Genomic DNA, 14,787 nt, shown 5'->3' on the forward strand with positions numbered 1-14,787 from the left:
ACCCACGACCTCACCTGGGACTGGGCCAATCACGCCCACAGCCTGACCATGCTGATGATTGGTTTCCTGCTGGCCAAGGACGTCCATTTCTGGAGCGCAATCCGCCGCGTCTTGCCCTTTGCGGTCGGTCTGATGGTCGGTCTCGGCGCAGGCCTGTCTGTCCTCTGGGAAAACTGGGAAATGCTCAGCGAGGGCGGAGACTGGGACTGGATCATCTGGCCAGCCCGCATTGCGCGCCTCGCCTATGCCTGGATCACCATCGCAGCCCTGCTCGGTCTCGCCGAACGCTACCTCAACCGGCCCAGCCGCGCGCTGACCTACATGACCGAGGCGATCTTCCCCTGGTACATCCTGCACCAGACGCTGACCGTCATGCTCGGCTACTGGCTGACCCGGCAGGAACTGCCTGTCGGGATCGAAGCGCCGCTTGTCATCGGCGGCACATTTGCCGGATGTGCCCTGTTGCACGAATTGGTCATCCGCCGCGTCGGCTTTCTGCGGCCGCTATTCGGGCTGAAGCCCGCCAGCGCGTCGCCCGTCTCTAGAAAGGCGAGCGCGGCAGCGACAGTTTGAAAATGATCGCCAGCGCGCGGATCATGAAGGCTGCGAGGAGACCGCCTCCAAAGGCAAAGGTCTCCTCGACGGCGCTCAACTTGAGCAGGAAATAGACGAGCGACCCCATCAGGGCGGCTGTCGCGTAAATATCCTTCTTGAGCAGCAGCGGTTCTTCATTGGCGACGACATCACGGAGCAAGCCGCCGGCACTTGCCGTCATCGTGCCCATGATCAGCACGACCGGCCAGCCAAAGCCAAGCGACATGGCCTTCGCCGCGCCGGTCACCGCGAACAGCGCCATGCCGAACGCATCGGCCCAACGCAGGGGCCGGAAATTCTCCAGCCAGCGATGAAAGAAGAAGGCGGTGAAGCCTCCTGCGACCGCAAGCCCGAGGGTCTGCGTGTCCTCCAGCCAGAAGACTGGTTGGGACAGAATCAAGTCGCGCAGTGTGCCGCCGCCAATCGCTGGCAGGAAGGCCAGCACAATGACGCCGAACATGTCCATTTGCTTGCGCACGGCGACAATGCCGCCAGAGATCGCAAAGACGAACACGCCGATCCGATCGGCAAACAGGAGAAGAAGGTCAGGGGTCATTAAGCGATTAAGTCGGCTTTGGCCGCCGGATCAATGGCCGCGATGACATGATGGTGGGAGTCGCCATCAGACCGCGGGCCATCATAAGCCCCGTTGCGCTCCCAACAGGCGCAATCACCGCCCCGGGTGAAGGCTTCCCTTCGCCCGTGTATGCGCAAGCTTGAAGAGGCCACGTCCTTGGCCGTACACAGAACTATTCAGGCCGGATCTGAACCGTCTGGAAGCGCTGATAGCCTTGCTGGCGCTCATCCTGGCGCTGGTTGACTACGCGATACTCGCCCGTGACGCGGGCCACAAACCCCCGCTCCGCCAGCATGTTGGCCACCGCCTGGGCGCGCTGGTAGGCAAGCGCCTGGTTGTTGAAGCGCTGCAACTCCCCGGCCGTCGAAGCATAGCCCACAACCGCAATGTCCGTGGCGCCCCATCGCTGTAGGGCCCACACACAATCCTCGACCGTTTGCAGCGCGCCGTCTTCCAACTCCACGCCGCCCTCCCTGAAGGAGATCCGCGGAAGTTCGCCCACAGGAGGAACGATACGGACCGACCAGTCACCATATTGCCGGGCCAGGCCCTGCTCCAGCGCGCGATAGGTGGCAATGGTGAAGCCGGCTTCCGGTTCGGCGAAGAAGATGGCCTTGCGCTCGTCGGCATTTACATCTGCTGCTGAAACGGCAAATGGCGCGGCTTGGCGCATTTCGGCTTCACGCTCGCGAACCAGCGCCACCGATTCCAGTCGGGCCATCTGCGCCCGGAGCGGTGCGGCAATCGACGCATCCGCCAGTTGCAGCAATTCAGTCCGCTCCAGCGCCTTGTCTTCGTCGATCATGACTTGGTACAGGCTGACACTGATCGGACGACCAAGCCGCTCTTGGAGGAGGTCCCTGATCGCGGCCTCGGCATTTTCCACACGCTCCCGTGCACGGACCGTGGCAACCACTTCGACCGGCGCCTCGCGCGGAAATGTCACGACCAGGTCTGCCAACCGGGCCCGTTCATCCGCAAAAGGAGACAGGATCGTGTCCCGCACGGTCACCGTGGCCCGGGCCTCATAAGCAATGTCGCGCAGAGCCAGGCCGAGTGGAATCGAGAGGGCCGCGAACACGCCGACGACGAGTGCCGATCGCCAATAGCCGCGCTTGCCGCCCGCTTCCTCGTCGCCAAACCCGTAAATCCGGGACAGGACGGTCACGGACAAGGCTATTGCAAGAAGATTGGTCATGAACAGGAAGAAGGCCCCGCCAGCCACAGCGAGCGAGCCGACGGCAATGCCGTAGCCTGTTACCGCCAGTGGCGGCATAAGGGCCGTCGCGATCGCCACACCGACAATCGTCTCCCCTTTCCTGTGGATCACGGCATAGCCGCCAGCCAAGCCGGAAAAGACAGCAACCAGAAGGTCAAAGAAATTCGGCCGGGTCCGGGCCACAATTTCCGGGGTCGGATCTGTCAGCGGCGAAAGCTTCACAATGAGTATAGAAATCAGGAGCGCGCTGAGCACACCCACGACCAGGGACACCGCAGACTTTCGCAGGAAGGAAAGTTTCAGTTCGCTGAGTGAAAAGCCGAACAGCATGATCGGCCCCATCAGCGGCGAGATCAGCATGGCGCCGATGATTACGGCCGGGGATGACAATAGCAGGCCCAGGGTCGCAATCGCGCAGGACATGACAATCATGAAGATATAGCGACCTGACAATTGTCCATCATCACGGACATGCGCGACCACATCTTCATGGTCTACCTGGCGGGAAATCAGGTGCTGGAATGCCCGAATACGGCGCAGTTCTCTATGGAAAACACTGGGCTTCCTGACTGTCTCGGTCCCTGAAAAACTATCCGGCATCACACATACTCCTCGACGCCCTGCAAAGCAGGGCGGGTTCTTCTATGCGTTGAGACATGAAAACAGGGTTAGGAAACAATGCCGAAATGCAGTGACCGCCTACTCCGCTGCCACCTCGGCCGCCTCGCGCTCGCGGCGCAGGGATTCGGCTTTCTGCTCCACGAGACCGACGATGTGATCGACCATTTCGGCATTCGAGACATTATGGTCGGCGCGGCCGGAGACGAACATCTTGCCGCTTTCCTTGCCGCCACCGGTAAAGCCTAGATCGGTCAGGGCCGCCTCGCCCGGTCCGTTCACGACACAGCCGATAATCGACAGGCTGATCGGCTCGGAAATATGCGCAAGGCGCTGTTCGAGCAGTTCGACGGTCTTGATGACGTCAAAACCCTGCCGCGCACAGCTGGGACACGCCACGATGTTCACGCCGCGCGTCCGCAGACCGAGCGACTTCAGCATCTCGAAGCCGACCTTCACCTCTTCCACCGGATCGGCGGAAAGCGAGACACGGATTGTGTCGCCAATGCCAGCCCAGAGCAAAGCGCCCATACCGATAGAGGATTTCACGGTACCTGTGCGCAGACCGCCAGCTTCAGTGATGCCCAAATGTAGCGGCGCGTCAGTTGCCTCGGCCAGTTGCTGGTAGGCCGCCACGGTCAGGAACATGTCCGAGGCCTTTACCGAAATCTTATAGTCGTGGAAGCCGAGATCATCGAGGATACGGGCATGGTCCAGCGCGGACTCGACCATCGCATCCGGGCAAGGCTCACCATATTTTTCCAGCAGGTGGCGCTCCAGCGAGCCGCCATTGACGCCGATCCGGATGGAACACCCATTGGCGCGCGCCGCTGCCACGACTTCCCTCACCCGGGCTTCAGACCCGATATTGCCGGGATTGATCCGCAGGCAAGCCGCGCCAGCGTCGGCGGCTTCGATACCGCGCTTGTAGTGAAAATGGATGTCCGCAACGATTGGCACGGGACTCGCCCGGCAAATTTCCGGCATCGCGGCTGTGGAGTCTTCCGTTGGACAGGAGACACGCACAATGTCCACGCCCGCTTCTGCGGCGCGCTCGATCTGCGCGAGCGTGGCGGCGACATCCTCGGTCGGCGTGTTCGTCATGGTCTGCACGGCAATCGGGGCATCGCCGCCCACAAGCACGTTGCCAACGCGGATCTGGCGGGATTTCCGGCGCTCGATATTGCGCCAGGGACGGATTGGATTATGCGACATGGGCGCGGGGTCCTGTCCGGTGAGTGTCCCGGATCACATGGCGGGTCCGGCGGCTCATGGCAAGCCTAGCGGGTCGCCTTGTTGCCACCATTGGCAGCCATGGCTGGGGCCGCCGCGTCGGTGGCACGACCAATCTGGTCATCAATGCTCGCCGAAAACACCTGGGCGCCTTCAGGGCCCAGAGGGCCGATCGTGACATCACCGACACGCCATTCAAAGGCGCCGCCATTGCGGGCAGACACGGTCCAGCCGGCCTGAAGGCGCGGAAAATAGCTCTCCCCGGCAGCCATTACGCGGCTGCGGAAAATCGTGCCATCAGCGCCGCGAACTTCCATCCAGCCCTGCTTCACCGCCACCAGTTCCAGCGGCAAATTCCTGGGGACAGGGCGATCGGATTTCGTGGATTCCGCGAACAGGCTGTCACGCGCACCATTTACGGAGACGACACCAGGTTCGGCGGAAAGTTCGACATTCGGGCGCACCAATTGCGACACGCCGAGCGCGCCTGCGCCCAGCGCAACCAAGACCGCGGCCGCAGCAACCGCGAGTGGCCATTTGGCCTTTTCCGGTGCGATCTGGCCAATCTTGGGGACCGGGGCGTCGCTGTGCACTTCTTCGACAGCGCCGCATTCCTGACTGTAAATCCGGATTACGTCCTTTTCCGGCAGCTGGAGATACTTGGCGTAAGTATTGAGGATCGCGGTCAAATAGCCGCCACGTGGAAGTTCGCCGACTTCCATGCGCTCAATCCACATCAGATAGTCTTTGCGCATCAATGTTGCGCGGGAAACGTCTGCGATTTCGAGGCCCAGAGCCTCCCGCACACGGCGCAGGACCTGGCCCATACGCAACGTCTCGCCATCAAACTCGCGTGCCTCGAAAATCTCCATGGCGCGTTCGCGCGGGGTCATTTCCGTCTCATTCGACACAGATTCCGACACGCTCGCAGACGTGTCCTGCGATGCCGCAGGGCTCGCATCATCACGGTCGTGCTCAGGGGTCAGGTCGTCGTGTGCCATATTCTTCCAGCTCTTCGATACAGCGAGGGGGTCCCCTCCCTGCAGCGCAATTTCTGGTCCATGAATGTGGTTATTATATGGGCCAGTCCATATTAACCATCAGAAAGCTCAATCCCATGATCGGCTGCCAAGGCTAATACTTGGTTACGGAAATCCTGCTTCGGGGCGTCCAGAGCCGCCAAAAAGTCGGGCCTGAATGCCTGCAAGTCGAATGACCTTATCATTTGCTTGACCGGTCCAATAGAGCCCGCCGACATCGACAATGTGGTAAATCCCAGTGCCACGAAGCAAAGCGCAGACAGGGTTGATCCCGTCGCTTCCCCGCACGCGGACATGCGTATGCCATGAGTTTTACAGGCGTCCGAGACCTCTTTCAGGAATCGCAATGCGCTAGGTGACACCAGATCGTAGCGATCCGATACATGCGGCGTCATCCGGTCAGCTGCGAAGAAAAATTGCATCAGGTCATTCGTCCCGACCGACAGGAATTCCGCCTTGCCGGCAAGTTCCGGCAAACCATACGCCAAGGCTGGCGTCTCCAGCATCACGCCGACTTCCACGCGTGACGGTCGGCGGCCTGTGCGCTTTGCCGACCATTCAACTTCTTTCAGCAACAGATCTCGCGCTTCCTCGAATTCGGACGCCACCGTCACCATCGGAAACATGACGGTCAGCGGTCGCTCTCCAGCGGCGCGGACGAGCGCGCGCAATTGGCGTCGGAACAGGCCCTTATGGTCCAGCGCGAACCGGATCGACCGCCAGCCCAACGCGGGGTTTTCTTCCCGTTGCAAGTTCAGCGCGGGCAGCACTTTATCGCCGCCCAGATCCACTGTGCGGAAGATGACCGGCTTGCCATCGGCCTTGTCCAGAACGCGCTTGTAGAGGTCGATCTGGTCATTCAGCTTGGGCAGAGATTCCGAGACGAGGAACTGAAATTCAGTGCGAAACAGGCCTACGCCGTCAGCGCCTGCCTGTTTCATCATGTCCATGTCGAGGTCGAGCCCTGCATTCAGCATCAACGAGACTTCCGTGCCATCGGTCGTGCGGGCTGGCAGATCCTTCAGCGCTTCATAGCCCGCCTGACGTTCTGAACGCAGCGAAACCCGCCCTTTGTACGCATCGTACAGGGAGTCATCCGGGCGAATATGAAGCGTGCCATCCTCGGCATCGACGATGACCCAATCGCCCTGGTCGATGCGTGTGGTCAGGCCGGCAATGCCACCCAGTGTCGGGATACCAAGGGCGCGTGCAACGATGGCCGCATGAGACGAGGCGGCTGCCTCCTCCATCAGGATCGCCCTGAGGCCGGTGTTGGAGTATTCCAGCAGTTCTGCCGGTCCAAGCCGCCGCGCGACAAGCACGCTGCGCTCCTCGCTGATCTGGGGCTTGCCCTCTTCCCCGCCGAGAATGCGTAGCAGCCGGTTGTCGAGATCTTCGAGGTCGTGCAGCCGCTCGCGCAAATAAGGGTCCCGCGCACTTTGCAGACGTGCGCGGTGTTCGCGCCGCGCCCGGTCAACCGACGCCTCAGCGGAAAGCCCGGACTTCACGCCTTCCTGCAGCTTTTCGGCCCAGGACGGATCATGTGCTAGCAGACGATAGGTTTCCATCACATCGCGCGGGTCTTCGCCCAGCGCGGCGCCATCCAATGCCATCATGCGGTCGATAGAGGCCTTCAGCTCCGCCATGCCTTCGGACAGGCGCTTGCTTTCGGTCACCTGATCCGCCGCGAAGAATTTCGCGGCCGGCACGACCGGATCGTGCAACACAGCGCGCCCATAACCGAGGCCTTCGCAAAACACGCGTCCTGTCAAGGATGCCGTGTTGCGCTCTCGCTTCTCATTACCGCCATTGTTCAGCGCATCGGGATCAATCCGATCGACAATCTCGGCCAGCACCATGGCGATTGTCTGGAGGTTGTCGATTTCCTCATCATCATAGGCCCGCTCGGTCCGGTTCTGAACCGTAAGGACACCAATGACACGTCCGCCGCGCAGGATCGGGACACCGAGAAAGGCGTGGAACGGGTCTTCCCCGGTCTCCGGCCGGTAGGAGAATGAGGGGTGGCGCGGCGCGTCCTGAATGGCCATCGGCTCGGCGCGGCGCGCAACCAAGCCGACAAGTCCCTCATTCACGCTAAGGCGTGTGGCGGCGACAGCATCGGCCTTGAGACCTTCCGTCGCGATGAGGAGCAGCGCGCCGCCCTGCAGTCTGAGATAGATGGAGCAGACATCTGCCACCATGGTGGAGGCGATCAGGCGGACGACCTTGTCGAGCCGAGACCGTGTTTCACCTTCCTCCGCCATAACCTGGCGGAGCCGGTTCATCAGCAAGCGCGTCGCGGGCAGATTATAAGGCATGGTCAGCCCGTATGTCGCAGCCTCTATCAGGCAGCGTCAAGGCCGAATGCCGTATGGAGGGCCCGAACGGCCAACTCAGTATAGGCATCTCCAATCAGTACTGAAATCTTGATCTCCGAAGTAGAGATCACGTCAATATTGATGCCCTTCTCGTACAAAGCCTTGAACATTGTCTCTGCGACGCCGGTATGGCTACGCATGCCAACACCAACGATGGAAATTTTCGACACGTCGCGCACAACTTCGAGGCGCTCATAGCCAATTTCCTCATGCATGCTCTCAAGTGTGTCGCGTGCAATGGGGCTGTCCCGGTCGGTGCAGGTGAATACCATGTTGGCCTGTTCCGGCCCGCGCGCCTGCGCCTGGACGATCATGTCCACATTCACCCCGGCGCGGGCGAGGGCCGAGAAGATCTTGGCGGAGATACCCGGCTTGTCCGGTACTCCATAGAGCGTGACCTTAGCTTCATCCCGGGAATAGGCAACGCCGCTGACAACCTGTTTTTCCACGATTTCTTCCTCTGAGCAGACAATGGTTCCGGGGTTCGGCTCGCCCGGCTTCAGGAAACTGGACAGAACCCTTACGGGCACATTGTGATTCATCGCCATCTCGACAGACCGGGTCTGCAGAACCTTGGCGCCGAGGGACGCCAGTTCCAGCATCTCCTCAAACGAGATTTTCTCGATCCGCTGCGCCTTGGGCACAATCCGGGGATCGGTGGTGTAGACGCCGTCCACATCTGTGTAGATGTCGCACACATTTGCCTCAAGCGCGGCGGCAACCGCCACGGCGCTGGTATCCGAACCGCCCCGGCCAAGCGTGGCCACACGGTCATCGTCGGTCACACCCTGGAATCCAGCGATGACGGCAATCTCGCCGGCATCAATCGCGTCCGGCAGCGTGGAATCATCAAAGCCCATGATCCGCGCGCGGCCATGGCTCTTGTTTGTCTTCAGCCGCAATTGCCATCCGAGCCAGCTCCGCGCCTTCAGGCCCCGCCGGCGCAACGCCAATGCGAGAAGACCTGCCGTCACCTGCTCACCCGAGGCCACGACCACATCATACTCATCATCAAACTGCTCGCGCGGAAGGGCATCGCCCGCTGCGCCTTCGGCATAGCCCACCAGCTTGTTGGTCTCGCCCGACATTGCGGACACAACCACCGCCATGCGCTCGCCTTTTTCCGCACGTGCGGCGACGATGTCCGCCACATTCGCAATGCGATCAAGGTCAGCTACGGATGTGCCGCCAAATTTCAGAACCGTGCGCGCCATTTCGCCCCATATCCTGTCGTTTTCTTGGGATATCCCACTATATTCGCCCTCATAGGGGGTGTTCACGCCCGGATCAAACAGGTTTCTTGAACTATGACAGTAGCAAAAGACACGGCAGACCACGCGCCTGCCACACCCAGCATCGATCCGGACGAAGTTGCCAAGTTCTCAGCGATGGCTGCAGATTGGTGGAATCCCCGCGGCAAGTTTCGGCCGCTTCACAAATTCAACCCTGTGCGCTTGCGCTTCATCCGTGACCAGGCCGAGAAGCATTTCGGGATTGCACCGGAGGCCAAACGCCCGCTGGACGGCCTGAGACTGCTCGATATCGGGTGCGGCGGCGGGCTCGTCTGCGAGCCGATGAAACGGCTGGGCGCGTCGGTCACCGGCGTTGATGCCTCGGAGGCCAACATCAAGACAGCGATGACGCATGCCAGCGAACAAGGCCTCGACATCGACTATCGCGCAGGCACAGCCGAAGGCCTGATTGAAAGCGGAGAGCCCCTTTTCGACATCGTGCTCAATCTGGAAGTTGTCGAACATGTCGCTGACCCGCACCAGTTCCTGAAAGATACGGGCGGTCTCGTGAAGCCGGGCGGCCTGATGATTGTCGCCACACTGAATCGCACCGCCAAGGCGCTGGCGACCGCCGTGATCGGTGCCGAGTACGTGCTGGGCTGGTTGCCGCGCGGCACACATGACTGGTCGAAATTCGTGACGCCGGACGAGGCCGATGCCGGACTCACAGCCGCAGGCCTCGTCACCGAACCGGCCATCGGCGTCTCCTACAATCCGCTGGCCGACAGCTGGAAGCTCTCCGGCGATACCAAGGTGAACTACATGATCGTGGCCCGGAGACCTGCCGAATGACGAAAATACCCACCCCCGAAGATGTGCTGGCCTACTGGATCGGCGATACGCGCCATTCTGCCGAAAACCTGAAGGAAAAGCACAAGCTCTGGTTCGGCAAATCGGACGAGACCGATGCCGAAATTCGGGATCGGTTCCTGGGCCTGCTGGACGATGCTTCGCACATGCCCTTCGCCGATGATTGGGCGGCCGAGGGCCCGCGCGGACGGTTGGCCGCAATCATTGTGCTTGACCAGTTCAGCCGCAACCTGTTCCGGGGAGACGCTCGCGCATTCCATCAGGACTCGCTTGCCCTTCGTATGTGCAAGGACGGCCTCGCGCTGAATGAGCACAAATCCCTCAGCGAAACAGAGCGCGTTTTTCTCTGCCTGCCACTGGAACATTCGGAATCCCTGGAAGACCAGAAACATTGCGTCGAAATGTTCGAAGAGCTGGTCGCGGATGCGCGTCCGGAGTTCAAGGATTTCGCGAAAAGCACGCTGGATTATGCCCACCAGCACTTGAAGGTGATTCAGGATTTCGGTCGGTTCCCGCACCGGAACAAGGCGCTTGGGCGTGAGACAACCGCGGAAGAAGCCGAGTGGCTGGCAGAAGGCGGCGGCTTCTAGTCCAGCATTTCCGGCCCGCGCGGGTCCAGGCTCTTGCTGATATCCCGCTGCATGGCGCGGGTCAGCGTGTAGCGCGATGCGACAAGCGCCGCGAGGCCGTACAGGATCACCGGCAACACACAGAATACCAGAAGGAGGCCATGCAGGGCTTCGGGGGAGTTCTCCGCACCCGGCCGGAACCCGGCCACCCGTCCCAGCACGAAATAGCCAACACCGAACGCCAGGCTGCTGCCGATCTTGTAGGCACTTGTCAGGAGGGAATAGTAGATCCCGGCGCGGTTTTCCCCGGTTTTCGCTGCCTGATACTCCACCACATCGGCCGCCATGGAGCGCGCGATAACAACCGGGGCGCTGAAGGCGGCACCATTGACCAGCGCGCCGATCAGAAGCGCCCAGAAACCTCCGCCGAGACGTCCGGCAAGATAGTAGATCACATAGCTCGACATCCCCATGATCACCGCACACAGAAAAGCGGTGTTCTTCTCTGTCCGCGCCGAGAATTTGAGCCAGAAGGGCAACGCTGCAACAGCCGTAGAAAAGAAGATCATCAGCACGACGCTGGACATGGAATCCGACAAGCCAAAGACGTATTCTGCCACGAACAGATAGTTTGACGCCGTAATGGCCACGGCCGTCCCGACCAGCAGCTCCATGGACAGGACGACGCCGAGAAACCTGTTCCTGAGCGCCGCGATCATGGCTTTCAGATCAAACTTGGCTGCTTCGCCCTTGTCGCCGCGCATAGGCTTGTCCGGCACGAAGGTGCAGGCGAGGAAGGCCACGATCGGCAGGGAGATAAGCAGCGCCCAGCCCATGACCTCGACTTGCCCGAACCGGTCCACTTCGACACCAGCTGCAGCGAGGATCGCTGGCACAGCCAGCAAGGCCAGCATCGAAATGATGCTGAGCACTTCTGCCCATGTGAAGAAGCGGGAGCGATCATCATAGTCGGTCGCAATGGCGGGCACCCACGCAGACCGCGCGGTCTGCAACAGGGTGAAACCGACATAGAAGAGCAGCATCCAGACCACGAAATAGCCCGGCCCCGCGCCGCGCTCCGGCATGTAGATGAAATAGGTCGCCAGCCCCAGTATCGGCACGCTCAGCACGATCCAGTGGCGCACACGGCCCCACGGGCTACGGTATCGGTCAACCACGAAGCCCATCACCGGGTCGGTCAGGATGTCCCAGAAGCGGAGCACCATGAACAGGAAGCCGGTCAGCTCCAGGCCCAGGCCAACTTCATTTGCATAGAGCGGTGCAAGATACACGGCCAACGGCAACCCCACCCCCGCCAGCGGGACGCTGAGTGAGGAAAAGGCGAGCACTCTCGGTAGGGACAGGCGCGGGCCACTTGCGTCAGTCATGCGCGCAGCCTGCCCGGTAAAAACGTGACGGCCAAGTCATTTTTTTATTGCCGGAACGGTTGACGTCGCGCCGGTCGGGCCTGACACCGGATAAAAGATGTGCCGGGAGGAAATGGGCCAATGCTGAAGAAAATCTTGTTCGGGGTCGTCGCGCTCATTGTGCTTCTGGTGGCGGTGATCCTGTTCCGCACATTCACATATGGCGGCGCGGCGACGGGCGAACGCGTAGAGCTTCCCCCTGTGCCCGAGGTCTCCGCAGATCGCGCCGCAAGCCATCTGAGCGAAGCCATCCAGTTCCGCACGATCACGGTCGCTTCCGGCGACCCGCGCGTCGGTCAGGAAGGCCCGTGGCTGGAATTGCATGACTGGTTGGAGACGACCTATCCCGCCGCGCACGCCGCCATGAACCGTGAACTCGTGCCCGGTACCCTGTCCCTGCTCTACACATGGGAAGGATCAGATCCCTCGCTCGACCCGTTGCTGCTGATGGCCCACCAGGACGTCGTACCGGTGAACATCGGCACTGAGGACGACTGGACCGGCGCGCCCTTCGCAGGCGAGATCGTCGACGGCTATGTCTACGGTCGCGGCGCGCTTGACGACAAGGGCAGCCTGGTCGCCCTGATGGAAGCGGCTGACGCGCTCGCCGCAAACGGGTTCCAGCCCAAGCGCACCGTCCTCATCATGTTTGGCCATGACGAGGAAGTGCTCGGCAATGGTGCCGAGGCTGGTATCGCCCTGCTGAAATCACGCGGCATCTCGCCGGTCATGGCACTGGACGAAGGCTTTGCGATTATTGACCCTTCCCCGCTGACCGGAAAGCCAATGGCCTATATCGGCGTCTCCGAGAAAGGCTATCTGACGCTCACCCTGACCGCGCTGGCCGAGGGCGGGCATTCATCCACACCGCCACGCGACTCTGCTGCGGTCCGTCTCGCCCGCGCCATTGTTGCGCTGGATGAGAATCAGATGCCAGCCGACTTTTCCAAACCTCCGGTGTCTGATCTTTTCCGCGTCTCCGCCCCGGACCTGCCCTTCATGCAGAAGATGGCCTTTGCCAATCTCTGGCTGTTCGCAGGCAGCGTGGATTCCGCCATGGCCGATATCCCGGCCGGCAATGCCATGATCCGCACGACCACGGCGCCCACCATGCTGGCCGGCTCCGCCAAGGAAAATGTTCTGGCCCAGCGCGCCATGGCGACCGTGAATTTCCGTGTGCACCCGAACAATACGGTCGAGGACGTGATCAAACACGTGAAAGACGTCACGTCTGACATCAAGGGGATTGAGGTGACGGTCTCCGACGGCGGCATCAGCGGCAGCGAAGCATCGCCAGTCTCGCCTACCGACAACAAGGCCTATGCCGTGCTCGCCAGCGTAGCCGAAGCGCAAGGCGGCGGCGCCGCAGTTGCACCCGGCCTGGTGCTGGGTGCCACGGATGCCCGCTATGCCAGCGCCATCACCGACAGCGTCTACCGCTTCGCGCCGTCCGTGCTGAACCCGACCGACCTTTCAGGCTTTCACGGCACCAATGAACGTCTCGCGGTTGAGAACATGAAACGTCTGTCGGAAGGCTATGCCCAGATCATTGTGGCAATGGATAGTGGGGACTAAAAAACGTTTGATGCCCCCCGCCCACCCGGGTCCCTCGGGGGGCACCAAACTCCCCTCCCACCGTCATGCAGCCACGGGGACTGCAGGACGGTAAGCTTCAGCATCTGATGTGAACTCGGCATGGCCGTAGCGTTTCAGCAACTTGCGGATACGCGCCGTCAGTCGCCGATCCGCAATGCCGCGTAATCCGGGCACGGAAAGGGCAAACCGGTACAGTGCCATCTTGGCCGAGATGTATGGGAACAGGCCCATCGCCACCGCATAGTCCAGCGGCCCGACTGGCACGCCGATCTCACGCGCTTTCTGGCTGTCACCGCCAAGAAAGTGTTTCACCAGGACCAGCCGCGCGAGCCGCTTTTCCAGTGCGTTGAACAAGCGGTGACCGAGCTTGCGGTCTGGTGGCAAATACGCCTCCAGCGTGGCGCGCACCAGTGTGCCACAAGTCTCGTCGTCAAAGCCCTGGCGGATGGACGCGCCCCGGGCATTCATGATGTCAACAATGCCCTGCGGCGTGTCCATCAGCAAATCTTCCGGCAGGCCGAGCAGGTAACAGCGATAGCGGCTGAACTCGACACGGGCGCGCTCATCCGCAGTGAACTCGGTACGCCCCTCATCCAACATCTGGTAGGCGAGCAGGAACACATCGATCAGGCCAGCTGGCATCTGGTCGACTTGTGGCACCGGAATGCCGTACACGGACACGTCCCAGCTTTTCATCTTGCGCAGGATGTTGAACCGGACCATGGAATGCATCAGCCGCACCATGGCAGCGGCCTTGAAGCCCTCGCCACGCGGCTCCAGCGCACCGGGCAGCGTGGTCACCGTAAAGAAAGTCGCCGTCTCGTTGACGCGGCGCGCAGATGTCGAATATCCGAGCGTGCCCGTAATCGCCATGGGCAGCGCGGTATACTTGTTCATGAAGGTTGCAAGGAACGCCCCCCGGATCATCCACGGGGACGTCACCGCCATGGGGAGGCGGTTCAGCGCCGCGCCCTTCCGCACCATGTCCATGTCCAACCAGTCCGGCCTGGTTTCCATTTCCGTGATCAGGGCCACCAGTTCCGGCGGCGCATCGGGCACAGCTTCCAGCCCCTCATCGCAGGCCGTCGTCAACATATCCACGAGCCGCCTGAAACCATACTCACCCATCAGGGCCGCATAGGCATCAGCCGTCACATCCCCCAACATCGTATAGGCCTTGACCCGCGCAACCATATCCGCTGGAGGCGGCGCCATATTGTGCAGCGATGGCGGTAGTGAACTTTCCGCTACATCCTGAGTGTAGCGTTCTGGTGTCTGCGTGAAATCGACATCGCCATACATTTGAGGCAAGGCTGATTTCTGCAGCTCAATCCGGTCGTGAACCTGCGCGAGCGAGGGATGCATTCAGACGCCTCCTGTAGTGTTCTTGGCAGTCGCCGCCCTATAATGTAAGCAAAGCTCAGATATTCCACT

General features: G+C 61.1%; 12 protein-coding genes. 4 read left to right on the forward strand and 8 right to left on the reverse strand.

The genetic code is table 11. From position 1 onward, the window contains the following. Positions 1 to 573, forward strand: a 573-nt coding sequence (locus B2344_RS06960) for an acyltransferase family protein (RefSeq protein ID WP_349679782.1), incomplete at its 5' end; no start/stop codon positions are given. On the opposite strand, the gene B2344_RS06965 is transcribed toward B2344_RS06960, so the two are convergent. The 6 genes from B2344_RS06965 to B2344_RS06990 all read right to left on the reverse strand — a co-directional run bounded on the left by B2344_RS06965 (position 542) and on the right by B2344_RS06990 (position 8,873). Beyond that, entirely contained in the window at positions 542 to 1,150 is a 609-nt protein-coding gene (locus B2344_RS06965; RefSeq protein ID WP_206992431.1) for a trimeric intracellular cation channel family protein, read from the reverse strand. The two genes, B2344_RS06960 and B2344_RS06965, sit on opposite strands and share 32 nt — an antisense overlap. A 193-nt stretch (positions 1,151 to 1,343) precedes the next feature. After that, positions 1,344 to 2,990 carry a DUF389 domain-containing protein gene (locus tag B2344_RS06970; RefSeq protein WP_206992430.1) on the reverse strand — a complete coding sequence of 549 codons (1,647 nt, stop codon included), beginning with the start codon at positions 2,988 to 2,990 and terminating at the stop codon, positions 1,344 to 1,346. A gap of 99 nt (positions 2,991 to 3,089) precedes the next feature. Continuing rightward, a complete protein-coding gene (gene ispG / locus B2344_RS06975; RefSeq protein ID WP_206992429.1) occupies positions 3,090 to 4,223 on the reverse strand; it encodes a flavodoxin-dependent (E)-4-hydroxy-3-methylbut-2-enyl-diphosphate synthase in 1,134 nt (377 codons plus the stop codon). Between the two features lie 65 nt (positions 4,224 to 4,288). Continuing rightward, positions 4,289 to 5,242 (reverse strand): helix-turn-helix domain-containing protein, encoded by a 954-nt coding sequence (locus B2344_RS06980; protein WP_290484898.1) that lies wholly within the window; start codon positions 5,240 to 5,242, stop codon positions 4,289 to 4,291. Positions 5,243 to 5,334: 92 nt separating this feature from the next. Beyond that, entirely contained in the window at positions 5,335 to 7,599 is a 2,265-nt protein-coding gene (ptsP, locus tag B2344_RS06985; protein ID WP_290484899.1) for a phosphoenolpyruvate--protein phosphotransferase, read from the reverse strand. A 26-nt stretch (positions 7,600 to 7,625) separates the two neighbouring features. Beyond that, positions 7,626 to 8,873: an aspartate kinase gene (locus tag B2344_RS06990; RefSeq protein ID WP_290483466.1), complete on the reverse strand. Its 1,248-nt coding sequence runs from the start codon at positions 8,871 to 8,873 to the stop codon at positions 7,626 to 7,628. Positions 8,874 to 8,966: 93 nt separating this feature from the next. Here B2344_RS06990 and ubiG point away from each other — a divergent pair, with 93 nt between their 5' ends. Then, positions 8,967 to 9,743 (forward strand): bifunctional 2-polyprenyl-6-hydroxyphenol methylase/3-demethylubiquinol 3-O-methyltransferase UbiG, encoded by a 777-nt coding sequence (gene ubiG / locus B2344_RS06995; protein WP_206992425.1) that lies wholly within the window; start codon positions 8,967 to 8,969, stop codon positions 9,741 to 9,743. Continuing rightward, positions 9,740 to 10,351 (forward strand): DUF924 family protein, encoded by a 612-nt coding sequence (locus B2344_RS07000; protein WP_290484900.1) that lies wholly within the window; start codon positions 9,740 to 9,742, stop codon positions 10,349 to 10,351. The genes ubiG and B2344_RS07000 overlap by 4 nt, the downstream gene beginning before the upstream one ends. Here B2344_RS07000 and B2344_RS07005 read toward each other — a convergent pair. Next, positions 10,348 to 11,718, reverse strand: coding sequence for an MFS transporter (locus B2344_RS07005; protein ID WP_290484901.1), 1,371 nt, complete (start codon positions 11,716 to 11,718; stop codon positions 10,348 to 10,350). The two genes, B2344_RS07000 and B2344_RS07005, sit on opposite strands and share 4 nt — an antisense overlap. 120 nt (positions 11,719 to 11,838) lie before the next feature. Here B2344_RS07005 and B2344_RS07010 point away from each other — a divergent pair, with 120 nt between their 5' ends. After that, positions 11,839 to 13,332, forward strand: coding sequence for a M20 family peptidase (locus B2344_RS07010; protein ID WP_206992422.1), 1,494 nt, complete (start codon positions 11,839 to 11,841; stop codon positions 13,330 to 13,332). A 63-nt stretch (positions 13,333 to 13,395) separates the two neighbouring features. On the opposite strand, the gene B2344_RS07015 is transcribed toward B2344_RS07010, so the two are convergent. Continuing rightward, positions 13,396 to 14,718 carry an oxygenase MpaB family protein gene (locus tag B2344_RS07015; RefSeq protein ID WP_290481279.1) on the reverse strand — a complete coding sequence of 441 codons (1,323 nt, stop codon included), beginning with the start codon at positions 14,716 to 14,718 and terminating at the stop codon, positions 13,396 to 13,398. Between the last annotated feature and the right edge of the window lie 69 nt (positions 14,719 to 14,787).

This window comes from Hyphomonas sp. UBA3195, assembly GCF_002366485.1.
Taxonomy (GTDB): domain Bacteria; phylum Pseudomonadota; class Alphaproteobacteria; order Caulobacterales; family Hyphomonadaceae; genus Hyphomonas.